This is a genomic window from Luteitalea sp., from assembly GCA_009377605.1.
Classification (GTDB): domain Bacteria; phylum Acidobacteriota; class Vicinamibacteria; order Vicinamibacterales; family Vicinamibacteraceae; genus WHTT01.
The window spans coordinates 1-21,794 of record WHTT01000096.1 but is presented as its reverse complement, the minus strand read 5'-3'; the positions used below and the strand labels follow the sequence as shown (position 1 = coordinate 21,794).

23 protein-coding genes and 1 tRNA gene are annotated in these 21,794 nt (G+C 65.5%); 14 read left to right on the top strand and 10 right to left on the bottom strand.

Annotated elements, in window-relative coordinates; translation table 11 throughout:
* Positions 1–221: 221 nt before the first annotated feature.
* Both GEV06_23690 and GEV06_23685 read right to left on the bottom strand, forming a co-directional pair.
* Entirely contained in the window at positions 222–2,036 is a 1,815-nt protein-coding gene (locus GEV06_23690; GenBank protein MPZ20880.1) for a hypothetical protein, read from the bottom strand.
* A 16-nt stretch (positions 2,037–2,052) separates the two neighbouring features.
* Positions 2,053–2,128 (bottom strand) — tRNA-Ala (locus tag GEV06_23685).
* 213 nt (positions 2,129–2,341) lie between these two features.
* Here GEV06_23685 and GEV06_23680 point away from each other — a divergent pair.
* Complete coding sequence (locus GEV06_23680; GenBank protein ID MPZ20879.1) at positions 2,342–2,986, top strand: hypothetical protein; 645 nt, start codon at positions 2,342–2,344, stop codon at positions 2,984–2,986.
* Positions 2,987–3,127: 141 nt separating this feature from the next.
* Positions 3,128–4,207: an ATP-dependent 6-phosphofructokinase gene (locus GEV06_23675; GenBank protein MPZ20878.1), complete on the top strand. Its 1,080-nt coding sequence runs from the start codon at positions 3,128–3,130 to the stop codon at positions 4,205–4,207.
* Between the two features lie 13 nt (positions 4,208–4,220).
* Here the strand turns inward: GEV06_23675 and GEV06_23670 are convergent, their stop codons facing one another.
* The 7 genes from GEV06_23670 to rplM form a co-directional block, all read right to left on the bottom strand.
* Positions 4,221–5,363: an asparaginase gene (locus tag GEV06_23670; GenBank protein MPZ20877.1), complete on the bottom strand. Its 1,143-nt coding sequence runs from the start codon at positions 5,361–5,363 to the stop codon at positions 4,221–4,223.
* The gene (locus tag GEV06_23665; GenBank protein MPZ20876.1) at positions 5,278–5,847 is read right to left on the bottom strand and encodes a ribosome recycling factor; all 570 of its coding nucleotides are present in this window, start codon (positions 5,845–5,847) and stop codon (positions 5,278–5,280) included. Before GEV06_23665 ends, GEV06_23670 begins: the two co-directional genes overlap by 86 nt.
* Before the next feature lie 90 nt (positions 5,848–5,937).
* The gene (locus GEV06_23660) at positions 5,938–6,654 is read right to left on the bottom strand and encodes a UMP kinase (GenBank protein MPZ20875.1); all 717 of its coding nucleotides are present in this window, start codon (positions 6,652–6,654) and stop codon (positions 5,938–5,940) included.
* A 37-nt stretch (positions 6,655–6,691) separates the two neighbouring features.
* Positions 6,692–7,552 carry a translation elongation factor Ts gene (gene tsf / locus GEV06_23655; protein ID MPZ20874.1) on the bottom strand — a complete coding sequence of 287 codons (861 nt, stop codon included), beginning with the start codon at positions 7,550–7,552 and terminating at the stop codon, positions 6,692–6,694.
* 333 nt (positions 7,553–7,885) lie between these two features.
* The gene (gene rpsB / locus GEV06_23650; protein ID MPZ20873.1) at positions 7,886–8,668 is read right to left on the bottom strand and encodes a 30S ribosomal protein S2; all 783 of its coding nucleotides are present in this window, start codon (positions 8,666–8,668) and stop codon (positions 7,886–7,888) included.
* Between the two features lie 50 nt (positions 8,669–8,718).
* Positions 8,719–9,111, bottom strand: coding sequence for a 30S ribosomal protein S9 (gene rpsI, locus GEV06_23645; protein MPZ20872.1), 393 nt, complete (start codon positions 9,109–9,111; stop codon positions 8,719–8,721).
* Between the two features lies 1 nt (position 9,112).
* On the bottom strand, positions 9,113–9,544 hold the full coding sequence (gene rplM, locus GEV06_23640) for a 50S ribosomal protein L13 (protein MPZ20871.1): 432 nt from the start codon (positions 9,542–9,544) through the stop codon (positions 9,113–9,115).
* A 372-nt stretch (positions 9,545–9,916) separates the two neighbouring features.
* Here rplM and pilM point away from each other — a divergent pair, with 372 nt between their 5' ends.
* The 11 genes from pilM to thiE all read left to right on the top strand — a co-directional run bounded on the left by pilM (position 9,917) and on the right by thiE (position 19,865).
* Positions 9,917–10,966, top strand: coding sequence for a type IV pilus assembly protein PilM (pilM, locus tag GEV06_23635; protein ID MPZ20870.1), 1,050 nt, complete (start codon positions 9,917–9,919; stop codon positions 10,964–10,966).
* Complete coding sequence (locus GEV06_23630) at positions 10,963–11,625, top strand: hypothetical protein (protein ID MPZ20869.1); 663 nt, start codon at positions 10,963–10,965, stop codon at positions 11,623–11,625. The genes pilM and GEV06_23630 overlap by 4 nt, the downstream gene beginning before the upstream one ends.
* Positions 11,622–12,182, top strand: a complete 561-nt coding sequence (locus tag GEV06_23625; GenBank protein ID MPZ20868.1) for a hypothetical protein — start codon at positions 11,622–11,624, stop codon at positions 12,180–12,182. Before GEV06_23630 ends, GEV06_23625 begins: the two co-directional genes overlap by 4 nt.
* Positions 12,179–12,709, top strand: coding sequence for a hypothetical protein (locus tag GEV06_23620; protein MPZ20867.1), 531 nt, complete (start codon positions 12,179–12,181; stop codon positions 12,707–12,709). Before GEV06_23625 ends, GEV06_23620 begins: the two co-directional genes overlap by 4 nt.
* A complete protein-coding gene (pilQ, locus tag GEV06_23615; protein MPZ20866.1) occupies positions 12,706–14,130 on the top strand; it encodes a type IV pilus secretin PilQ in 1,425 nt (474 codons plus the stop codon). The genes GEV06_23620 and pilQ overlap by 4 nt, the downstream gene beginning before the upstream one ends.
* 5 nt (positions 14,131–14,135) lie before the next feature.
* A complete protein-coding gene (locus tag GEV06_23610) occupies positions 14,136–14,720 on the top strand; it encodes a hypothetical protein (GenBank protein MPZ20865.1) in 585 nt (194 codons plus the stop codon).
* 24 nt (positions 14,721–14,744) lie between these two features.
* Positions 14,745–15,548, top strand: coding sequence for a PKD domain-containing protein (locus tag GEV06_23605; GenBank protein ID MPZ20864.1), 804 nt, complete (start codon positions 14,745–14,747; stop codon positions 15,546–15,548).
* A gap of 517 nt (positions 15,549–16,065) precedes the next feature.
* The gene (locus GEV06_23600; GenBank protein ID MPZ20863.1) at positions 16,066–17,238 is read left to right on the top strand and encodes a M24 family metallopeptidase; all 1,173 of its coding nucleotides are present in this window, start codon (positions 16,066–16,068) and stop codon (positions 17,236–17,238) included.
* An 8-nt stretch (positions 17,239–17,246) separates the two neighbouring features.
* Positions 17,247–17,735, top strand: coding sequence for an acetyl-CoA carboxylase biotin carboxyl carrier protein (gene accB / locus GEV06_23595; protein ID MPZ20862.1), 489 nt, complete (start codon positions 17,247–17,249; stop codon positions 17,733–17,735).
* 109 nt (positions 17,736–17,844) lie between these two features.
* Positions 17,845–19,218 carry an acetyl-CoA carboxylase biotin carboxylase subunit gene (gene accC / locus GEV06_23590; protein MPZ20861.1) on the top strand — a complete coding sequence of 458 codons (1,374 nt, stop codon included), beginning with the start codon at positions 17,845–17,847 and terminating at the stop codon, positions 19,216–19,218.
* Entirely contained in the window at positions 18,966–19,865 is a 900-nt protein-coding gene (thiE, locus tag GEV06_23585) for a thiamine phosphate synthase (GenBank protein MPZ20860.1), read from the top strand. Before accC ends, thiE begins: the two co-directional genes overlap by 253 nt.
* A gap of 3 nt (positions 19,866–19,868) precedes the next feature.
* Here the strand turns inward: thiE and GEV06_23580 are convergent, their stop codons facing one another.
* Positions 19,869–21,173 (bottom strand): amino acid permease, encoded by a 1,305-nt coding sequence (locus GEV06_23580; GenBank protein MPZ20859.1) that lies wholly within the window; start codon positions 21,171–21,173, stop codon positions 19,869–19,871.
* 158 nt (positions 21,174–21,331) lie between these two features.
* Here GEV06_23580 and GEV06_23575 point away from each other — a divergent pair.
* The coding region (locus GEV06_23575) for a hypothetical protein (GenBank protein MPZ20858.1) at positions 21,332–21,794 on the top strand (463 nt) is incomplete at its 3' end.

Genomic DNA, 21,794 nt, shown 5'->3' with positions numbered 1-21,794 from the left:
TTAGGGGACATTTCTATTTCGCTCGCGAGGGGACATTATCACTTCGCTTCAACACTCTTAGGTTAACGCTTATGGGGTGAGAGGGTGAGGGGGTGAGAGGTGACTCGGTGCGCCTAGGTGCAGCACCACGCGCGATTTCTACCCCAGAGCAACGAATTACCTCTCACCTTGTCACCCTTCACCTTGTCACCTTGTCACCCCTTCACCCCTTCACCCCCTCCCTAGCGGTTGCGCTTCCGCGCGATGAATGCCCGCAGCTCGTTGAGAGGGCGCGTATTGAGCACGGCTGTCCGACTCACGCCAGCGCGCCGCGCCGTGCCCACCCCGAATTCCATTTGACGGCCAAGCCGATCGGCCATGTGGCAATCACTGTTGATGACGACCGTCACGCCAGCCGCGACCGCGCGCCGCGCGAGCGCATCGTCCATGTCGAGATGACCCGGGGCGCCGTCGATCTCGAGTGCCGTCCGCGTCTGCACAGCGGCATCGAAAAGCCGATCGAAGTCGAGGTCGTACCCCTGGCGGCGGCCCACGAGCCGATTGGTCGGGTGCGTAATGATGTTGACCAGGGGATGGCGAATCGCGCCAAGGTATCGTGCGGTCAGCCGTTGCGCATCCTGACCCGCTTCGTCATGCAGCGACGCCAAGACAATGTCGAGCCGTTCGAGGACCGGGTCGGGAAAATCGAGACGGCCGTTGGGAAGAATGTCGACCTCCGCTCCATGCAGGATGCTGAGATCTGGGAAGCGTTCGCGGAGGCCGGCAATCTCGTCGCGCTGCCGCTCCAGACGGTCGATGGTGAGCACGCGAGACGCCGCTGCGCTCTGCGAATGGTCGGTGATCGCCACATACTCGTAACCAAGGCGTCGGGCCACCCTGAGCATGCGCTCTATCGGGTCGCGGCCGTCACTCCACAGGCTGTGTAGATGGAGGTCCCCGCAGATGTGCGAGCGCGTGATCAGTGACGGTAGATCACCTCGCTCTGCGCGGGTGATCTCATCTGTCCCATGCCTCAGCTCGTGCGGGATGCTGGGCAGCCCGAGGGCTTCGTACACGGCGGCTTCCGTCGAGCAGGGTTGCGGATGTCCGCCCGGATCGAGCAGGGCGCTGGGCGTCAGACGCAGACCACGTGACCGCGCCCGCACGCTGAGCTGCTGGACGTGAGGCCGAGACCCCGTGTACCACACGAGCGCGCAGCCCAACTCCTCGGGTGGGACGGCGCGCAAGGTCACTTCCTCACCCTGGACGAGCACCGTCGCGGTGCGTTTGCCGCGATGTCCGACGTCAGCGGTGGCGAGCTGGTCGGTCACGCGGCCGAGCCAGCGGTCCGGCGCGGGTGTGGCCACCAACAGGGTGATGTCGCCCACCGTCGCATCGTAGCGCCGCAGACTGCCGACCGGCTGACACGCGAGGATGTGTGTCGTCGGGTCTTCGAAAGCTGCGTGGAGGGTGTCGGCGACCGCCGCCGCACGACCGAGCGGCACTCGACGGCGATGGCGCCGCAAGGTGGGCAGCGCCGCACAGAGCCGCCCGGTGAGATCCACGGCGCCCGGTGGAGCGCTCGCGCAGAGACCGGCGAAGTCGGCGAATGTGGTGGCGTCGAAGTCACACGCAAGGCGTTGCAGGTCGGAGAAGTCGAAGCCAGGGCTCCGGAAGAGACTGACGAGGTCTGCGGGCAAGCGTCCAAGCTCGGTGGCGATCGTGTGATCAGCGCCGTGCTCTGCCAGGGCGTTGCACAGCTCCACGAGGCGGTCACGCGCCTGGTCACCGCCTGGTGCTAGCGCCGCGAGCTCCCGGAAGGAAGGCCATCGGGCAGGGGGGATGTCGAGCAGGCGTGATGTGAACGCGTCGAGGGCGGCGGCCTCGCTCGCATCTCCACGGATCGCGGCGATCAGACCGAGCTGCCGAAGCGCAGGCAAGAGAGCGGAGTCTTTCCGGCGAATCCAGAAGATAGCGTGCCTCCCTCCGGAAACCACAGACCACGATGTCGAGCCAATGGTCACATTGGGGCAGGCGCACTCGTGGTCCTGAGGAATTTTTGCGAAGGCTGGCTGGTGGACGGCAGGAGGCTCGAACTCCCGACCTCCGCGTTGCGAACGCGGCGCTCTCCCAACTGAGCTAGCCGCCCACGGCTAGAAATTGTAGCACCAAGTCAGGACGTCTCGGAGCTGCTAGCTCAGGCAAGCCACCGATGCCAGAAGGGGACAGTGGCCAGCTCCGCGACCCTCCACAACGGCTTGCTCATGCTGGCGAGGTGGCGCCAAGGCCAGGCGAACGACTGTTGGCACGCATCTTGGGTCACACCATGGCAGCGGGAGCACTGACGCGAGGAGGTGTCATCATGACGTGGCGTGCAATTCAATGTGCGATGAATCGGACGGGCGCCCGGGCCATCGGGGTCGCGGCAACCGGTGTCCTCGGCCTGATCGTGGTCGGCACGGCAGCGGCATGCCGCACCAACACCGAGGCGCGTACGCTCGGTGCCACCGACACCGCTGCAGGACCGGCGGGTGTGCCGATGCTGGTCTCATGCCGCACCGGGGAGCAAGTGCTGCTCCGACAGGCTGTCGTAAACGGTGAGACGGTGTCCCAGGTGGAGTGCGTGTCGGCCGCCTCGCCATCGCCGCCGGTTGCACAGCCGGATCTCTATACCGGCGCCGCTGGTGCGTCCAGCCCGCAACCGCTCGCCTATCAGCAGGCGGACGTTCCGCCCCAGCCGCAGGTTTACGGCGCGGGCGCGCCGACCGGTGCGCAGCCCGCTGTCTATCAGCCAGCGGCGGCGGTCCCAGAGACGCGCGTCGTCCGTGAGCCGGAGGTCCGTCGCAGCAAGCGCTCGTGGCAGAAGAGCGCCGTGGTCATCGGCTCATCGGCTGCGATTGGCGCGGGCGTGGGCGGCGCCACCGGCGGCAAGAAGGGAGCGCTCATAGGCGCGGCCGTCGGCGGCGGCGGCGCCGCGATCTGGGATGCCGTAACCCGGTCACGTTGAAGAAAGGGAACCGGGTACCTTTTCGACACCGAAAAGGTACCCGGTTCCTTTCCCACCGGACTGCGACGCGGTGCCGTCACGCGAGATGTAGGACAATGGAGGCGAGTACAATGCGGCACGGCGTGGTTGGAACAGGCGCGTATGCTCAAGGTTCGTCGAATCGGTGTGCTGACCGGGGGCGGAGACGCCCCCGGTCTCAATGCGGTTATTCGTGCGGTTGTCAAGGCTGCTCACAATCATGGTGTCGAGTGCATCGGCATCGAGGATAGCTTCGACGGGCTGATCGATCCGGGGCGGTCGCGCAGTCTCACACCGAAGGACGTCACCGGGATCCTCCGCTTGGGAGGGACCATTCTCGGCACGACCAACCGGGGCAATCCCTTTTGTTATCCAATGCGCGAAGGGGCAGCGGACTTCTCGGCCCGGTGCATGGAGACGTTCCGGACGCTGGGCTTGGATGCGCTCGTCGTCATTGGCGGTGACGGCACGCTCGCCATCGCGCACGAGTTCTCCAAGCGCGGTGTGCCGCTCATTGGGGTGCCCAAGACCATCGACAACGACATCGTCGGAACAACGAACTGCTTCGGCTTCGATACGGCGGTGGCGTTCGCGACAGACGCGCTCGATCGACTGCACGTCACGGCAGAGGCGCATCATCGCGTCATGGTGGTAGAGGTGATGGGCCGCTACGCCGGGTGGATCGCGCTGTACGCCGGTATCGCCGGTGGCGCCGATGTCATCCTCGTTCCGGAGATTCCGTACGACATCGAGAGGGTTGGCACCCGAATCCGCGCACGCGAAGAGTGGGGAGCGCGATTCAGTCTCGTGGTTGTCGCAGAGGGTGCCAGACCCAAAGGGGGTCGGATGGTGGTGCAAGAGGAAGCGCGCGGCGGCCACCTCGAACGGCTTGGCGGCATCGGACAGGTCGTGGCGTCACAAATCGCCGAGCTCACGGGGAAGGAGACACGCAGCGTCGTCCTCGGGCATCTCCAGCGAGGCGGCGCGCCGACCAGCTACGATCGGATGCTCGCGACGCGGTTGGGCGCGATGGCCGTCGAGCGGCTGCTCGCCGGCGAGACGGGCAAGATGGTGGCGTTTCACCCCCCACATGTCGAGACGGTTCCGCTGGCCGACATCGTCGGCCGCACCAAACTGGTGCCTCCAGACGGCGACGTCGTCCGCACCGCGCGCGCCGTGGGCATCGGCTTCGGAGACGAGTAGCCCTTCGGCGGGCTCACTCAGACGTCTCGACGATCCGCCTGATGTCGCTCAATGTGGAGGAGTAGCCGAGGGCGATGATCAACTTCATGCGCGCCTTCAGCCCCGGCAGGCGTCCGGCGAACATGGCGCCCATCTCGCGCAGCTCGTAACCGCCGCCCTCGTAGCCGTATCGGTCCCGCACGCTGCCTGCACCGCAGCGCGACGTGATGACGACCGCGAGGTCCTCTGCGATGGCGCGACCGATTCCGGCCTGCAACGCAGGCGGCACATTGCCGCGCCCCATCGCCTCGATGACGAGACCGCGCGACCCGCTGGCACGGCTGCAGTCGATAAACCGTCCATCGCTGCCAGCGACGGCCTTGATGAGGTCGACCCGCGGCTCGATGCCGCGCACGCGCAAGGAAGGGCTGGCCTGCGGGTCGCGCCATGACGCGAGATGCGGTGAGGTGCGCGTATACAGCACATCGCCCGCATCCACGACTCCCAGTGGTCCAAACTCGCGCGCCTGAAACGAGCTCGCCGCTTCGGTGTGAACCTTCTCGACTTCGCCGGCCGCCAGGATCTGTTCGTTCATGGCGACGAGCACGCCCCGATCTCGAGAGTCTGGCGCGGCGGCGACGCGTACCGCGTTGAGCAGGTTGAGGGGACCGTCCCAGCTTGGCTCCGAGACCGTCCGCATGGCTCCGACCAGCACGACTGGCTTGGGAGACATCAGCGCGACGTCGAGGAAGTAGGCGGTCTCTTCCAGCGTATCGGTGCCGTGCGTGATCACGAGGCCATCGACGTCGGGGCGCCGGAGCCATGCCGCCGTGCGCTCCGCCAGGTGCCACATGTGGTCAGGGGTGACGTGCGGGCCTGGTAGCCGTGCGACATCCTCGACTTCGATGGCGGCAATGGCCTCCAGGCCCGGCACGAGAGCGAGGATGTCGTTGCCACCGAGCGCAGGCACCGCCGAGTGGGTGCGGGCGTCGCGGCGCATGGCGATGGTGCCGCCGGTGAAGAGAATGCCGATCATCGCCCGCCCTGGCGCTGAGCCTCCGTAGTTTTGAGCTCTGAGTCGTGAGCGTGCTCTATCTCCCGAGGAGATCCTGATCCTTCTTCTTCTGAAGATCGTCGATCTCGTGGATGTGGCGATCTGTGATCTTCTGCACCTCATCCAGGCCACGCCGCTCTTCGTCTTCCGAGACCAGGCGCTCTTTGAGCATCTTCTTCAGTCGATCGTTTGCGTCGCGGCGGACTTGGCGGGTCGCGTTGCGGCCCTCTTCGGCGAGCTTGTGAACGTGGCGTGAGAGCTCCTTGCGCCGCTCGTCGGTCAACGGCGGTAGAGGAATCCGGACCAGCTTGCCATCGTTCGACGGATTGAGCCCCAAGTTCGCCGCGCGAATCGCCTTCTCGATGCCTGCCAACAAGGACGGGTCGAACGGTTGTGCGACGATCATTGTCGGTTCGGGGATGGACAGTGCCGCCACCTGGTTGAGCGGCATCATGGCCCCGTAGGCGTCGACCTGGACGCCGTCGAGCAGCGCCGTGGAGGCGCGACCGCTCCGCACGCCCGCGAGCTCATGTTGTACATGCTCGACCGCCGCATCCATGCGCTTTCGGACCTCATCATACAGAGCCTTGAGATCGCTCGCTTCCATGGCTCATCTCCTCACAGCTCGGCATCTGTGCCGGGCCTACTGACCCTCCAACGGCTCGCCTGTCGCCGTTTCGCGTTTCCTGAATCCTCATCAGGCCTGCACCACCGATCCAACGGGCTCCCCCATGACCGCGCGGCGCATGTTGCCCGCCTTTCGGAGATCGAACACGATAATTGGCAGCTGGTTGTCCATGCACAGCGAGATGGCGGTCGCGTCCATCACCTTGAGCCCTTGTTCGAGCACCTGCAAATACGAGATCTTGTCGTAGCGCTTCGCGGTCGGCTCGATCATCGGGTCCGCGGAGTAGATGCCGTCCACCTTGGTCGCCTTCATGATGACCTCCGCCCTGATCTCCATCGCCCGTAGGGCGGCTGCGGTGTCGGTCGTAAAGTACGGATTGCCCGTCCCGGCGGCAAAGACCACGACCCGGCCCTTTTCGAGATGACGGACGGCCCGCCGCCGAATGAACGGCTCGGCGACGGCGCGCATCTCGATGGCCGTCAGGACTCGTGTCGCGACCTCCTGTTTCTCGAGCGCATCCTGCAGAGCGAGCGCATTGATCACGGTGGCCAGCATGCCCATATAGTCGGCGGTGGCGCGATCCATCCCGCCAACGCTGGCCTTGACCCCGCGAAAGAAGTTGCCGCCTCCAATCACGATGGCGGTCTGGATGCCGAGTCGTTGAATCTCCGCGACTTCTGTCGCGATCTGTGCCGCGACGGTTGGATCGACCCCAAAGCCCTGGGGACCCATCAAGGCTTCGCCAGAAAGCTTGAGCAAGACGCGCTGGTAGGCTTGGATCGACATGGCACGCGGATTATACGGGAATCCCGATTCCTGATTGCTAGGCTTCTCCGACCTTGAAGCGAGCGAACGTCAAGATGCGCAGGGGACGGCCCGTCGTACTTGCCGCCTCGGCCACCAGATCCGCCACCTTCAGCTTGCTCTTCTCAGGTCGAATGCTCAGTTGCTCGAGCAGCACGGACTGCTCGTAGAAGCTTCCGAGCTTCCCCTCGATGATGCGATCGAGGACGGCGGGCGGCTTGCTGGCGCTTTCGAGCTGCGCGCGGTAGATGGCCTTCTCGCCCTCGATGGTGGCTGCCGGAACATCCTCGCGGCTCACGTGGAGCGGGCTCGTCGCGGCCACCTGCATGGCAATCTCGTTGGCAAACGTCGTGAACCCCTCGGACGTCGCCGTCGACGCATCGACACCGGCAAATGCCACGAGCACACCAATCTTCTCGAAATGGATGTAGCGTGCGACGAAGTCCCCGGTAAGGCGCGCGATCCGCGACACCGCCATGTTCTCGCCCACCTTGGCCACGGCCTCCGAGAGGCGCACACCGATCGGGGTCTCCGGGCCAGTCAGTGTGGCCGCGTCGGCGTTGGCGTCTGCCTCTGCGACCACGCGGGTGATCTCCTTCACGAGCGCACGAAAATCGTCCGTGCGCGCGACGAAGTCGGTCTCGCAGTTCACCTCGACCATCGTGCCGCGCGTCCGGTCGTCGCTCAGGCTGAGACCGATCAGCCCTTCGCCGGTCGCACGGCCCGCGCGCTTGGCGGCCTGGGCGAGGCCGCGCTTGCGAAGAACCTCAACGGCTTCGTCGGCGTTGCCGCCAGCTTGTACGAGGGCGTTCTTGCACTCCATCATGCCTGCGCCCGTGCGCGCGCGCAGACTCTTCACCTGCTCTGCCGTGACTGTCATGCCTGTACCCTTCGAGAAACGACCGATCCTTGACCGCTAGGCGGCCGTTCTGTGAATTTGTCCCCGTTGTGTGACCGCATAGCGGTTCCGGCGCGCGACCCTCGACGATGCTCGGGACGCCCTGAGCACAGTCGAAGGGCGGAGCGCGCCAAAACCAGCACTGGGACCGTACACACGAAACGCCGGCCGTGGGACGGGTAGCCGGCGTTCTCGACATCTCCTAAGGCCCCCAGCGGAACGAATGAAGCAGGGTTCTTAGTCCTTGGGAGATGTCAGGCCCCGCGGAGCGGAGCCCAGCCAATCAATACCAGCGACGCTGGTATCCCGCACCTGTTAGACGGATGCAGGCGCCCGCTCGGTCCGCGCCGGACGCGCTGGCCGCTGCGCGGCGCGCGGGGGATCGCCATCGACCGGCTCCGGCTGCGCCGCCTCACGCAGCGAGCGGCCCTCGAGCACCGCATCGGCAATGCGCGACGCGAACAGCCGAATAGCCCGCAGCGCATCGTCGTTGCCCGGAATCACACAGTCGACCTGTTCCGGATCGCAATTGGTGTCCACAATGCCGATGATCGGGATCTTGAGCTTGCGCGCTTCATGGACGGCGATTTCCTCGTGCCGCGTATCGACCACGAACACCGCGTCCGGCAGCGTGCCCATGTTGCGAATACCGTCGAGATTCCTCTGGAGCTTGCGCTTTTCCTTTTCGAGCCGCGCGATCTCCTTCTTGGACAAGATGTCGTAGCGGCCGTCGGTGACCATCGCTTCCAAATCGCGGAGTCGGGTGAGGCTCCGTTGGATGGTCTGGAAGTTGGTGAGGAGGCCGCCGAGCCAACGCTGGTTGACGTAGAACATGCCGCAGCGCTCGGCTTCCTCGCGGATCGCGTCTTGCGCCTGCCGCTTCGTGCCCACGAACAGCATCGTGCCGCCCTGGCCTGCGAGATCGCTCGCGAACTGTTCGGCTTGGCGGAACAGCCGCGCCGTCTTGCTCAGGTCGATGATGTAAATGCCGTTACGTTCCCCGAAGATATACGGCTTCATCTTCGGGTTCCACCGCCTGGTCTGGTGACCGAAATGCACGCCGGCTTCCAGCAGGTCTTTGACAGCGATCGGACTCAAGCTCCCTCCGTTCAACGCGCCGACCCCATTGTCAACGCAATACTCACGTTTTATCGCTTGCTGAACTGGAAGCGCTTCCGCGCGCCAGCCATGCCGTACTTCTTTCGTTCCTTGATGCGTGGATCGCGTCTGAGCAAGCCAGCTTTCTTCAGCCGCGGACGCAGCTCCGCGCTGTAGAAGCACAGGGCGCGCGCGATGCCCAGGCGCACGGCTCCCGACAGGCTGGACACGCCGCCCCCTATGGTGTTCGCAACGACGTCGAACTTATCCGCCGTCTCCGTGAGCATCAGAGGTTGGCGGATCTGCATCCGCAACGATTCGACGGTGACCGAGTCGGTGAGAGGCTTGCCGTTGACGAGGATGTTGCCGGTGCCAGGGCGAAGGAAGACGCGAGCGGTGGATGTCTTGCGACGACCAGTGCCGTAATACTGAATGACTGCCACGTTACATGACCTCGAGCGGCCGCGGCTGCTGCGCGGTATGGGGGTGCTCAGCACCCGCGTAGACATTGAGCTTGCGATACATGGCGTCGCCGAGCTTCGTCTTGGGTAACATCCCGCGCACCGCCGCCTCCACGAGGCGCGTGGGCTGCGCTTGCCGAACCTCTTTCGCGCGTGTCTCCACGAGCCCGCCGGAGTACCCTGTGTGACGTCGGTAGCGCTTCGCCTCTTCCTTACGCCCCGTGAGCTTGACCGTGGCGGCGTTCAATACCACTACGTGATCCCCCACGTCGATGAAGGGCGTATAGGTCGCCTTGTGCTTTCCTTGCAAGATCCTGGCTGCCACGGTCGCCACGCGGCCGAGTGAGCGTCCCCCGGCATCGATGACGACCCACTGCCGCTCCACGGCTCCGGCAGATGGAACGAACGTGCGCATGCAATCCCTTTCGGCCGCGATCGGGAGCGCGGCAAACAGGAAGGATACCTTTCTGCCGTAAACCTTGTCAAGAAGAGGAGTTTCAGGAAACGGGAATCAGAGTCAGGAATCGAGAGTCAGGAATCGGGATTCCGGGCACCAGGCTTGCCTCGCCGTAGCTCGCAGGAGGCGAGCGAAGGCTGGAATCGGGAATCGGCCCTTCGACTCGCTGCGAGTCGAATGGCGGATTCTGCAGCAGTTCGGCCCCTGACGTGATGCGGTAACTGCACCCTTTACTCCTGGCCTCCGTCCCCGTCACCCAATTTATCGGCCATTTCCGCCCCTTCACGCGTTGGCATTCCCCTTGCCCCTATAGGCGGGGGAGGGAACGTGATGTGGCGGCGTATTCGCGGGCACGTCGTTGGCCTTGATGTCGGGGCTTCCGCCGTGCGGCTGCTCGAGCTCAAGAGAAGGCGCACCGGCGTCGGTATACGAGCGTACGGCTGCGCACCGCTGCCTGAGGAGGCCATGGGCGATGCGGACGTGCTGGACGACGCGGCTGTGCTCGCGTGCCTCCAGCCACTCGTCCAGACGCTGCCGCTCTCGACACGGCGTGTGGCCATTGGGCTCGCGGGTCGCGACCTGTTCGTCACGCGTCTCGTCTTGCCGCGTCTGTCCCCGCGGGAGCTGCGCACGGCGATCCGCTGGGAAGCGCGAGCACAGCTCCCCTTCGACCTCGATGAGGTGGCGCTCGATTACCAGGCCTTGCCGGACAGCGGCTCAGAGCCGTCGCGCATGGCGGTCGTTCTCGCCGCAGCGCACCAGCGCACCATCGAGTGGTGGCAGTCACTGGTGACCCGCGCCGGTCTCCAGCTCGGCATCGTCGATGTCGTTCCGTTTGCCGTGCAGCGCGCCTGTGAGTGGCTCGGTGTCACGGGGCCAGGCGAGGTCGTCTTGCTCCTGCACATCGGAACCCGCGCCACTGCCGCCTGCCTCGTGCGGGAAGGACACCCGCTGTTCGTGGGCGATCTGGCGATCGGTGGCGATGCCTGGACGGCCGCCATCGCGCGCGAGGCGCGCTGCACGCGTCAGGAAGCCGAAGCGCTCAAGAGGAACGTCTCATGCGGGAGTTCCCCAGCGCCAGCGGACTGGCCGCCGGCACTGGCCATCGCCACCGAGACCTTCGCGACCGAGCTCGCGCGCATGTTGGCCTTTGCCCGCGAGCACGATGATGCACCAGCGCCGCAGCGCGTCGTGCTCAGTGGCGGTGGCGCGCATCTCGCTGGCTTGGGCGCGGTCTTGTCGGCGCGACTCGGCTGCCATCTCGAGGTCTTCGGTCTCGCCAACGCCCGCATCAACGGCCTGCTCACCGCGCCGCCGCCGGATCTGGGGCCTGCGTGGGCGCTTGCGATGGGGCTCGCGTTGCGAGGTGTGTCGCGATGATAGATATCGATCTCCTGGCGCCCATTCGGCCACGGCGCGCGACGGCGTGGGCCCGCGCTTGGGCATGCGTCCGCCCCTACAGTCCCTGGCTGATCACACTGGCGACTATCGCCGCGCTCCTCGGTGTCCAGATCGGCCTCGGGCGAGCTGAACGGCGTCTCGACGCCGCACTGGCGCGGGCGCGTGTGACGGCGTCGCACGTGGAGCGCAGCGCGCAGCGCGTTCAGTCGCTCGAGGAACAGGAGGCACGCCTGCGTTCCACCGAGCTGGCGGTGCAGAGCGTGCGGAGCCGTAGGCGGACAGGTGTCGCACCAGTGCTGGCCGTCTTGAGCGGAGCGTTACCGGAAGACGTCTGGCTGGAGCGCCTCGACGTACGGCGCGCCGAGATGACGATTCAGGGGCGCGGCCAATCGCTTTCATCGCTCGTTACCCTTGCCAACCAACTGTCTGCGCTCCCCGTCTTCGACGGCCCAACCGACCTGAGCGAAGTGCGCCACGCTCGCCCGGTATCGGTGTCCGCACCCCCTGGGCCTGTGCCCGAACCGAACAGCGGGCGAGCTCGCGGCACCACGACAAGTGTAGACGGCTCGGCCTTCACTTTCACCTTACGAGGCAGGTTGCGGCCGGCAGAGACGCAGAAGAGGAGCACTCGACCATGATGTTGGCCCCGTCGACTGAGGCTCGCCGATTGATTGTGGTGATCGCGTTGAGCGCCGCTGTCGGCGTCACGGCGTGGCGCATCGTGCTTGGACCGCGCGCTGCGCGAGTCTCTGAGAAACGGCAGGCGCTATCGGTGCTCGAGGCGCGCGTGACGGATGACCGTCTCACATCGGGAAGAGCCGCCAAGTTGCGTGACACGCTCCGTGCACGAGCGCATCGACTGGCACGAGAGCGCACACGGTGGAAATCACCGTCGACCATGGCCACCTGGTTGGAAACGGTCGGCGGTCTGGCTCAGTCGCACGGCCTGCAGCTCCACGGGTTCAAGCCAATGCCGACGACAGGCAACGGCAGTCCTGGGGCGTGGCAGGCCACCTTCGACCTGGAAGGCACGTTCGCGCGGCTGCACCGGTTCATTGGAGCGTTGGAACAGGACGAAACCAGTGATCTCTTGGAGCTGACGTTGTCGGTCGCTGCCCGCGAGCAAGGGCGCACGCGCCTCCGCGCCTCCTGTGTGGTCGCACGGATCAGTCCATGGGAGAGAGGTGCTTCGTGAGACGTCAGAGGCCGGTCTTCTTCTCCGCCCTCACGGCGACGATGGTGGGCCGTTTGGCGCTCGCGGCCGCACAAGCGCCACACTCCGCGGCGCAAGAGCGCGACCCGTTCACTCCACCGGTCGCCGAAGACAGCGTCGGTCCCGTCTCTCGTCGTGTGCGACCGGTCGAGACGCGCCTCTCCGACCTGACGCTCGATGGTGTCGTGCTGATAGGTGTTGCGTGCAGCACGGCGCGTCAAGCCGCCGTCATTCGTTCGTCCAGCGGTCGGTCGTGGGCGATCGCCGCCGGGGATCGCCTGCGCGACTCGCGCGTCGCGCGTGTCACCTGTGACGCGGCGTTGTTCGAGCGTGCCTCGCCCAGACGACGCAGAGGCGGACTTGTCTCGCCGAAGCGACGTAGTCGCGAAGGCGGAGGTGCAACGCGCGAGGTGTGGAGACGTCTCGAGGGAGGACATGCCTCGTCGACGCGAGGCGGACTTGTCTCGCCGAAGCGACAGAGTCGCGAAGACGGAGAGGAGGCTCGATGACCTCGCTCATTGGCTCAGTAGTGCTGTCGATGCTCTCACTTGGGGGCCCTGTTGAGGGCGGCCCCGTCGCCCAGCAGTCGTCCGACAGGATGAAGCCGGTCCTACGTACGAGTGAGCGCTCCCCTCGCGAGCCCACCGTCAGCCTCGATTTCCGACGGGTCGACGTCCGCGCGGCGCTGCGCGCGCTTGCGACGCTTGCCGACCTCAGCCTCGTGCTCGATCCGGGCATCGAAGGCTTGGTCGATGTCACCCTGCGTGATGTCGAATGGGATCAGGCCCTGGATGTGATTTTGCGCACCCATCGGCTCGGAGCCCAGCGCGAGGCACGCGTGTTGCGCGTGGCCCCTCTCAGCGTCCTGGTGAGCGAGGCCGCCGAGCGGCGCAAGCGTTTGGAAGCCCAGCAGCGCGAGCGTGCGCTCTCGCACAAGGCGTTCCGCACGATCACGCTCAGCTACGCCCGCGCGCGAACGCTTGCACCGCTCGTCGAGAAAGTTGGCCTGACACCGTACGGCGAGGTCGAGATCGATGAAGCAACCAACACACTGATCCTCATCGATCTGCCTGAGGGGCTAGACCGCGCGGCACGGCTCGTCGGCACCCTCGACGTCGCGCAACCGCAGGTCGAGATTCAAGCGCGCATCGTGCAGACGACGCGCGATTTCTCGCGAGAGCTGGGCGTGCGCTTGGGCCTCTCTGCCGAGGCCTCGACACGACTTGGCAACACGCTTCCCCTGGTGTTCCCGAACAACGCGGCGCTCAGTGCGGGATCCGGCGCGGAGCCCGGCGAAGGTCGCGACGGCGTCCAGTTGTCGCTTGGCTCGGTCGACGGAGCCGTACGGCTCGATCTCGCGCTGTCGGCGCTGGAGCAAATGGGCAAAGCGCGCGTGCTGTCGGCGCCGCGCGTGATGACGCAGAACAACGTCGAGGCGGAAGTGCAGCAAGGCACGCAGATTCCCTACGTCACGCAAGCGACGCCGGTCGGTGGTCAGACCGACGCACCGATCTTCGCCGCGCTGCAGCCGCCCACCGTGCAGTTCAAGGACGCGTCGCTCAAGCTCAACGTCACACCGCAGATCACCGCGGCGGGCACCATCGTGATGCGTCTCGAGCTCGAGCGCTCAGCGCCCGACTTTGCCAGCGTCGTGCCCGGCAACCCGAATCCGCCGATCTCCACGGCCAAGGCGGTGGCCACCATTCAAGTGTCCGATGGGGCGACCGCCGTCATCGGTGGCGTCATGATCCGGGCGGAGACAACGAGCCAGCGCCGGACGCCGGCGCTGCACCGGATCCCAGTTCTCGGCTGGCTGTTCCGCGACCGCGTCGAGGATCGTACCGACCAGGAGTTGCTGCTCTTCATTACGCCACGCATCCTACCTGGCACGGTCGCTGGTCGTCCCACCATCCCAGAGAAGAAGGAGTAAGCGCGATGCCTTGGCACGCGACGCGGACTGGCGTCGTTCTCTATCTCGTGGTGGCCGCTGGTTGCGGTGCGGACATTCGCACGGGCACCTCTCCCGTGGAGCTGGTCGTCGATCGGCTAGAAGCAGCCCCGGGTGGAAGCAGCTCGTTTGCCACGCTGCTCCACTCCGACGTCCGCACGGACGCTGCGCATCCGGATCTGGGTCGGGTCGTCTTGCGCGTCCGCTTGCGTGACCCTGGGCCCGCTGGTGCACCAACGGTGCCCTCCGCGATGAACGTGGTCACGATCACGCGATATCGCGTCGTCTTTCGGCGGAGCGACGGGCGCCGCGAGGAAGGAAGGGACGTTCCGTATGCGGTCGACGGCGCAGTGACCGTTACCGTGGGCGAGTCGGCGACGCCAATTGTCTTCACGCTCGTGCGCGCGCAGGCAAAGCTCGAGCCTCCCTTGCGAACGCTCGCCGGTGCCGATGGTGCCGCTGTTCTCTCGACGTCAGCCGACGTCTCCTTCTATGGCAGCGACGCCCGCGGGCGAGCGGTGACGGCAGCGGGGTCGCTGACCGTTCATTTTGCCGATTGGGACGAATCGTAGATTGACGACGTTACGGAGGCGCAGATGAATGTGACAGCCCTTTCACGCTCCGTCGTTGGACTCCTCTCGCTTACGTGGCCAGCCGTGCTCACGACCGCGTGCGGCCTCGAGCCAACGGGCCCACCACCCCTCACAGGACCATCGGAGCTGGGTTTGGCGCTTCGCGTGACGGCCAGCCCCGATATCCTGCCGCGAGACGGCGTCTCGACGGCGCGTGTGTCGGTGGAAGCGCGAAACGCTCGCAGCGACCCCGTGAGCGGCCTCAGTCTCTGGGCGGAAACGGTCTTCCGCGGCGCGATCACAGACGAGGGGCGGCTCTCGAGCAAGACGGTGGCCACTGACGCCAGCGGTCGTGCGTATCTGACGTACACAGCGCCGCCCGGTGCCGAAACCGACAACTCAGATGAGGGGAACGACATCGTGACGATCAGGGTGACGCCAGTCGGCGACGACTATGCAGGCACGGTTGCCCGCGTCGTGCACATTCGTCTCGTACCGTTGGGGGTCGTCCTGCCACCGTCCGGTACTCCCCTTGTAGATTTCACGGTTTCGCCGACCACCCCTCAGGCAGGAGATCTCGTGCAGCTGGACGCGTCGGCATCTCACGATTGCCCGGCCGACGCGACGTCGCCGGGCGACTGCACGTCTGCCGCCTCGCTCGAAACAGTCGAGTGGCTGTTCGGTGATGGAGCCAGGGGGACGGGCAAGCAGGTGACACATCGCTACGCCAAACCGGGCGAGTATGTCATCACGCTCACGGTTACGAACGACCGCGGCCGGTCAGCTTCTGCGTCGAAGCCGATCGAGGTTGGCGAGCCGGAGGGATAGAGGCTCACGACGGCAACCGTTGAGCGCAACTTGTGTCACGTCCGGGCTTGCCGTCGCGCGGGATGGCTTGCCTCCTCGCCTCGACGATGGCATCGTCGTCTCGGGTCGTCGTGTCGCTGAGACGACGACCCGAGCATGGCATGGCGGCGGATTCATGTGTCCACAAGCCCGAGGGAGATACGCTCTCTCGCCGCCTGTGCCTCTTTGAGCGACCTGAACCGGTACACGCCCGTGGATACCGCCGGCGCGGGGCAAGGCGCCGATACTGAGCGCAGTGTCGAGCAAAGCGGCGAAAGGTGTCGCCGGGGCGCGTCAGCAACGGCGCGAGCTCCATCTCTTGCACCGACCGAAACTTCTGTACGGGCACCTACCTCCAAGCCAAGCCGCCGCTTCAGCGCCTCCGCATCCTGACGATCCAAAGGGCGCACGGTATCCTTCTTGAGATTATAAAGAGCGCGTGGAGTCGCCACGCAAATCGTGACTCCTTCCATGCGCCAAGCCTACTGCAGGCAGCCTCGTGCCGTCACGTCCCTCGCCCGCGTCCCCGGCGTATGATCTTTCCGTGCCATTCTCTCGCTCCACCTACGAAGCTCGTCTCGCGGTCATCCGTGCCACGTTGGCGAGCCAGCAGATCGACGCTCTCGTCGTCACACACCCTCCCAACGTGCGGTACCTTACGAGCGTGGCGGCCTCGGCGGGCGCCGCATTCGTGACCGATGCGGATCTTTACTTGATAACGGACTTTCGATACGCTGCCGCGGTCGAGCGGCGGCTGGACGAGCTTGAATTGCGAGGGCTCGTGACGCCGCTGGTCGGCGAGCAGCCGCCAGAGCAGGTGATGGCCTCGCTTGCTGCCGAAAGTCAACTTGGGCGCGTGGGCGTGGAAGTGGCCCACACGACGATCGAACAGCACGGCCGCCTGGTCGCCGCCCTCGGGCCCCGAATGGAGCTCCTGGCGGTCAGCGAGGTTGTCGAAACAGCGCGTTTGCGGAAAGATGAGCAGGAGATTGCGGTGCTGCGAGCGGCGGCGGTCCGCCTCTCGGATGTGGCTGCGGGCGTGCTGAGTGAGGTCGTGAGGCCTGGTCGCACCGAGACGGAGGTCGCGGCCGAGATCGAGTGGCGCCTTCGGCGCGGCGGTTTTTCACGGCCCGCGTTCGACACGATTGTGGCCTCCGGCCCGAATAGTGCCATGCCGCACGCCACGCCGACCGAGCGGGTGCTCGCCGACGGGGACGCGGTGGTGCTGGACTTCGGTGGCGTGTACAACGGATACTGCGTTGACCTGTCGCGGACGGTCCTGTTGGGCTCGCCCTCGGCGAAGCTGGTGCAGATGCATGAGGCCGTGTGCGAGGCGCAGCAGGCGGCGATCGCGGTGCTGTGTCCAGGTGTGGCGCCCGAAGCGGTCGACGCGGCCGCTCGCGACAGCTTGGCTCGGGCCGGCCTGGCTGAGGCTTTTGCCCACAGCACCGGGCACGGGTTGGGGTTGGAAGTGCACGAAGCGCCACGGCTCGGTCGCCGGCAGTCCTGGACGGCGCCCTCGCCCCCGCTCGAGAAGGGCATCGTCTGCACCATTGAGCCCGGGGCATACGTCGTGGGCCTGGGTGGCGTGCGGATCGAGGACGATGTGCTGGTGACGGCCAACGGGTGTGAGTTACTCACCCGCGTGGACCGCGCGTGGCGGGTGAGATGACCGACACCATGAACCTCGACCAGATCAAAGAGATTCTCGAGCTCGTTCGCGAGCACGACCTGACGGAGTTCGAGCTCGAGCAGGGCGGCGTCAAGATCCGCATCCAAAAACAAGGTGGGCACGCCGCCGTCGTCTCTGGAAACTCGAGTGCGCCCGCGGCTGCGCCTCTTCCCGCCGCTGCCACGAGTGATTCGCCGCCCGCCGCAGCCGATGTCCCGCTGGCGCCGCCGCCCGCCGAGGAAGCCGCAGACCCGGACTTGGCGATCGTCACCTCTCCGATTGTGGGGACGTTTTACCGTTCCCCGGCGCCAGGAGCTCCCTTCTTTTTCGATGTTGGGGATGTCGTCAGGAAGGGACAAGTCATTTGCATCATAGAAGCGATGAAGTTGATGAACGAGATCACCTGCGAGCACGAAGGTGAGATCGTGCAAGTCTTCATCGAGAATGGCCAGCCGGTCCAGTACGGCGAGCGCCTCTTTGCGATCCGAGCAGAGTGATCCGAGGTTCCTGGCTCTTGGACCGTGGTGTGTCTAGGCGCTTCGGTGCTTTGGTCCGCGAGAGCGAACCAAAGACCAAGAACGACGAACCGGTTGATGCTTGTCCGCTATGTTCAAGAAGATCCTTATCGCCAATCGAGGCGAGGTCGCCCTACGCGTGATCTGCGCCTGCCGGGAGCTCGGGGTGCAGACCGTCGCGGTGTACTCGGAAGCCGACGAGAACACCCTGCACGTGCGGTTTGCCGACGACGCCGTGTGCATTGGCCCGCCGCGCAGTAGCGAGAGCTATTTGAACGTACCCGCCGTGATCAGCGCTGCGGAGATCACCGGCGCTGAGGCGATTCATCCAGGTTACGGTTTTCTCGCGGAGAGTGCCTACCTCGCTGAAGTGTGCGAAGCCTGCCACGTCAAGTTCATCGGCCCGACTCCCAACGTCCTCCGGCTGATGGGCGACAAGGCGCGGGCACGGCGTGTGATGAAGAAAGCTGGCGTCCCCATACTGCCGGGAAGCGACGGGCCGGTCGATAGCGAAGAGCAGGCAATTCGGAGTGCCAAAGATCTTGAATATCCTGTAATCATCAAGGCGTCGGCCGGCGGTGGCGGGCGAGGGATGCGCGTGGTACGCGAGGCGTCCGAGCTGGGACGCGCGCTGCGAACAGCCCAGCGGGAGGCACAGGCGTCGTTTGGTGTCGGGGACGTCTATCTCGAGAAGTTCATCGAGGCTCCACGGCACATCGAGTTCCAGGTGCTCGGCGACCACCACGGGACCGTGCTGCATCTGGGTGAGCGCGAGTGCTCCGTACAACGTCGTCATCAGAAGCTGCTCGAGGAGGCGCCATGCCTCGCGCTCAGCCCGAAGCAGCGGCGCAAGCTCGGCACATTGGTGGTCGATGCAGCCCGAGCGGTCCAGTACACGAATGCTGGCACGTTCGAATTCCTGATGGATGCGCAAGGAAACGTCTACTTCATCGAGGCGAACACTCGCCTGCAGGTCGAGCACGGTGTGACCGAGGCGATTACCGGCATCGACATCGTCAAGGAGCAGATCAGGGTTGCGGCCGGAGAGCGCCTGTCGTTCAAGCAAGGCGACCTCAAGTTCACGGGCCACGCGATCGAATGCCGCATCAACGCTGAGCATCCGGAAGACTTCACGCCGAGCCCGGGTCTCATCCAGGTCTTCAGCGTGCCAGGGTTCGCGGGCGTGCGTCTGGACACGTTCGCGCACGCCGAGTGCACCGTGCCGCCGTATTACGACTCACTGGTTGCGAAGGTCATCACGCACGGGCGCGATCGGCAAGAAGCCATCGAGCGCATGCGGCGCACCCTCGAGATGACCGTAATCGAGGGCATTCACACCACCGTCCCGCTACATCTTCGTATCCTCAAGGACCCAGACTTCGTGGCCGGCCGCGTGAACACGGCGTTCCTGGAGCGGTTTCAGCGACCGCTCGGCCAGGGCGGGACACTGGCAGAGACGGCCTGACGGTGCTGGATCTTTCGGCCCCGCCGTCCCTGTACGCCATCGTCGACGCGGACGTCGCACGCTCGGCCGGATACGGTGTGGTGGAGCTCGCGGAGCGCTACTTGGCTGGAGGCGCCCGCTGGTTACAACTCCGCGCCAAACGGGCAGGCAGCCAGGAACTGCTCGAGTGGGTCGACGCCATTCAATCGCACGCGGCCGCCAAGGGCGGCCACGTGATCGTCAATGATCGCTCGGACCTCTCGCTGGTGAGCGGTGCCGACGGCGTTCATGTCGGCCAAGACGACCTGCCCGTCACGGCGGTTCGCGATGTCCTCGGGCCCGCCGCGATCGTCGGACTCTCGACGCATACACGCGCCCAGGTTGACCTCGCCCTCCAGCTGTCCGTGTCCTATGTCGCCGTCGGCCCGGTGTTCGCGACGCAGACGAAAGCGGCGGCCCACGATGTCGTCGGACTCGACCTGGTGCGCTACGCGGCGCAACACGCCGGCGCGCGGCCGATCGTTGCCATCGGTGGCATCACGCTCCAGCGGGCGCCGGAGGTGGTGGCGGCAGGTGCGAGTGCCGTGGCTGTTATCGGTGACCTCCTGGTTGGAGGTGACCCGGAGACCCGCACGCGAGCCTTCGTCGAGCGGCTCCGCGCGTCGTGAGCGTCACCGCTTCTGCCGCGCGGCGACAGCGTACAGCAGTGCGCCGATCGCGAGCGCCGCGGCCCCGACTTGGAGCTGGAGCGAGCTCGCACCGTAGAGAATGCCCACCGAGATTGCGAGCGCGATCGATGGAACGAGCGGGCCGAATGCAATCGTGAACGGTGCCCGCCCCTCGCGCCTCAGCACGAGGACGGATGCGCAGGTTCCCGCGTAGACCAGCAGGCGGCTCACCGCACTCGTGGCTGCGAGCGCCCGGAAGTCTGACCAGAGCGCAAGAGCCAGGGACACGAGGCATGTCACGACAATCGCGACGATGGGTGTGCGAAATCGGGGATGAATGTAGCCGAACGCGCGCGGTAAATCACCTTGCTCCGCCAGCGCGAAGAGGTTCCGTGAGCCGGAGAGCGCCTGGCCCATGTTGTTGCCCGTCATCGACGCGACGGCGCCAGTGGTCATCAGCAGCGCCCCGAACGCGCCGAGAAAGAGTACTGCCGCCTCGGCGAGCGGCGTCCGAGATTGTGCGAGGTTCGGTAGCGTACCCACGGCTACGATCAGTACGAGCGTCATGACGAGTGCCACGATCACAATCGTCATGATCATCGCGAAGGGTACGGCCCGCCGGGGATCGCGCGCTTCACCCGCCGGCACAGGCACGACTTCGTAGCCGCCGAACGCGAAGATGAGGAGCAGCGCCGACCCGGAGATTTGCTCCACCGAGGGCGTGGCGCCAGGTCGCAGCAGGCTCCACGAGACGAATGGCAGCCCGACCACGACAAAGATGACGAGAGGCGTCAGCTTGCTGATCGTCAGAGCGTTGACCGTCCAGGCGCTCTGGCGGATGCCACGAATATTGATCGCCATGATGGCGAGTACCACCGCAGTGATGAACGCCAGCCGCCAGCCGCCTGCCGCCACCGCCGGCCAGTAGTAGCCGAGCGAGTCGGTCAGGCCATTGACGACGGCAGCCCAGCTCGTTGCACGCGTGACCCAGAGCATCCAGCCGACCTCGAAGCCGACAAAGCGTCCGAATGCCGCGCGTGTGTAGAGGTAGGCACCGCCTGTGCCGTCGAACCGGCTCCCCGCCTCGGCGAAGCAGAGGGCAATGAGCAGCGCGAGCCCAGCGACGAGCACCAGGCCTGGTGTGGCCCAGCCACCCACCTGCGCGGCGAGCGCTGCAGGCGCCAGGAACACCGCGCTGCCGATGACCTGATTGACGCCAATGGCCGTGAGATCCCAACGGCCGAGCGCGCGCCGCAGTGTAGGCGATGATCTGTTCATTCGATCCACGTTTGGATGTGAACACGGCATTGGCCGTCAGTAGGGGCTCGACTGTAACACGTGGTACGCAGTATCTGCGCATATGAGCCGATCGTTGTGTTGCAGCTTTCGCATCATCGTTGGACGACTGTCAACAAGGAACACAACAAGTCCAATGCGAGGCCCCAGGTACGGATCGTGCTCTCTTCGTGGGCGTGCAGACGATGGTACACTCGCGGAGGATCAGAGCGATGGCTGACGAGATTTCTGATGCGATGGTACGTGTCGAGGCGGTCGACGGAAAGGTCGACCCCATCTCCGTGTCGCTCGATAAGCTGACTACCTCGGTGAATCAGCGGTTCGAGAAAGTCGACGAGCAGTTCGAGAAAATCGACGAGCGGTTCGAGAAAGTCGACGAGCGGTTCGAGAAAATCGACAAGCGGTTCGAGAAAGTCGACGAGCGGTTCGACGCACTGGAAGCCGCACTGATAGAGCAACGGCAGTACACCGAGTTTGCCTATGGACAGCTCGACAAAAAGCTGGGCGCAGGCTTCTCCGCTGTCCGGGCCGACATCTCTCGGGTCGAGGGCAAGCTGGATGCGAACATCTCGCGCCTCGATGCGAACATCTCGCGCCTCGATGCGAGCATCTCGCGCCTCGATGCGAACATCT

Bases quoted from the DNA above. Each gene is read 5' to 3' on its own strand.
- GEV06_23605 (MPZ20864.1), top strand. From the start codon at position 14,745: ATGAATGTGACAGCCCTTTCACGCTCCGTCGTTGGACTCCTCTCGCTT.
- tsf (MPZ20874.1), bottom strand. From the start codon at position 7,552: ATGACAGTCACGGCAGAGCAGGTGAAGAGTCTGCGCGCGCGCACGGGC.
- GEV06_23660 (MPZ20875.1), bottom strand. From the start codon at position 6,654: ATGTCGATCCAAGCCTACCAGCGCGTCTTGCTCAAGCTTTCTGGCGAA.
- GEV06_23630 (MPZ20869.1), top strand. From the start codon at position 10,963: ATGATAGATATCGATCTCCTGGCGCCCATTCGGCCACGGCGCGCGACG.
- pilQ (MPZ20866.1), top strand. From the start codon at position 12,706: ATGACCTCGCTCATTGGCTCAGTAGTGCTGTCGATGCTCTCACTTGGG.
- GEV06_23675 (MPZ20878.1), top strand. From the start codon at position 3,128: ATGCTCAAGGTTCGTCGAATCGGTGTGCTGACCGGGGGCGGAGACGCC.
- GEV06_23670 (MPZ20877.1), bottom strand. From the start codon at position 5,363: ATGAGGTGCAGAAGATCACAGATCGCCACATCCACGAGATCGACGATC.
- accB (MPZ20862.1), top strand. From the start codon at position 17,247: ATGAACCTCGACCAGATCAAAGAGATTCTCGAGCTCGTTCGCGAGCAC.
- rplM (MPZ20871.1), bottom strand. From the start codon at position 9,544: ATGCGCACGTTCGTTCCATCTGCCGGAGCCGTGGAGCGGCAGTGGGTC.
- GEV06_23680 (MPZ20879.1), top strand. From the start codon at position 2,342: ATGACGTGGCGTGCAATTCAATGTGCGATGAATCGGACGGGCGCCCGG.
- GEV06_23665 (MPZ20876.1), bottom strand. From the start codon at position 5,847: ATGGAAGCGAGCGATCTCAAGGCTCTGTATGATGAGGTCCGAAAGCGC.
- GEV06_23580 (MPZ20859.1), bottom strand. From the start codon at position 21,173: ATGCCGTGTTCACATCCAAACGTGGATCGAATGAACAGATCATCGCCT.
- pilM (MPZ20870.1), top strand. From the start codon at position 9,917: ATGTGGCGGCGTATTCGCGGGCACGTCGTTGGCCTTGATGTCGGGGCT.
- GEV06_23625 (MPZ20868.1), top strand. From the start codon at position 11,622: ATGATGTTGGCCCCGTCGACTGAGGCTCGCCGATTGATTGTGGTGATC.
- accC (MPZ20861.1), top strand. From the start codon at position 17,845: ATGTTCAAGAAGATCCTTATCGCCAATCGAGGCGAGGTCGCCCTACGC.
- GEV06_23610 (MPZ20865.1), top strand. From the start codon at position 14,136: ATGCCTTGGCACGCGACGCGGACTGGCGTCGTTCTCTATCTCGTGGTG.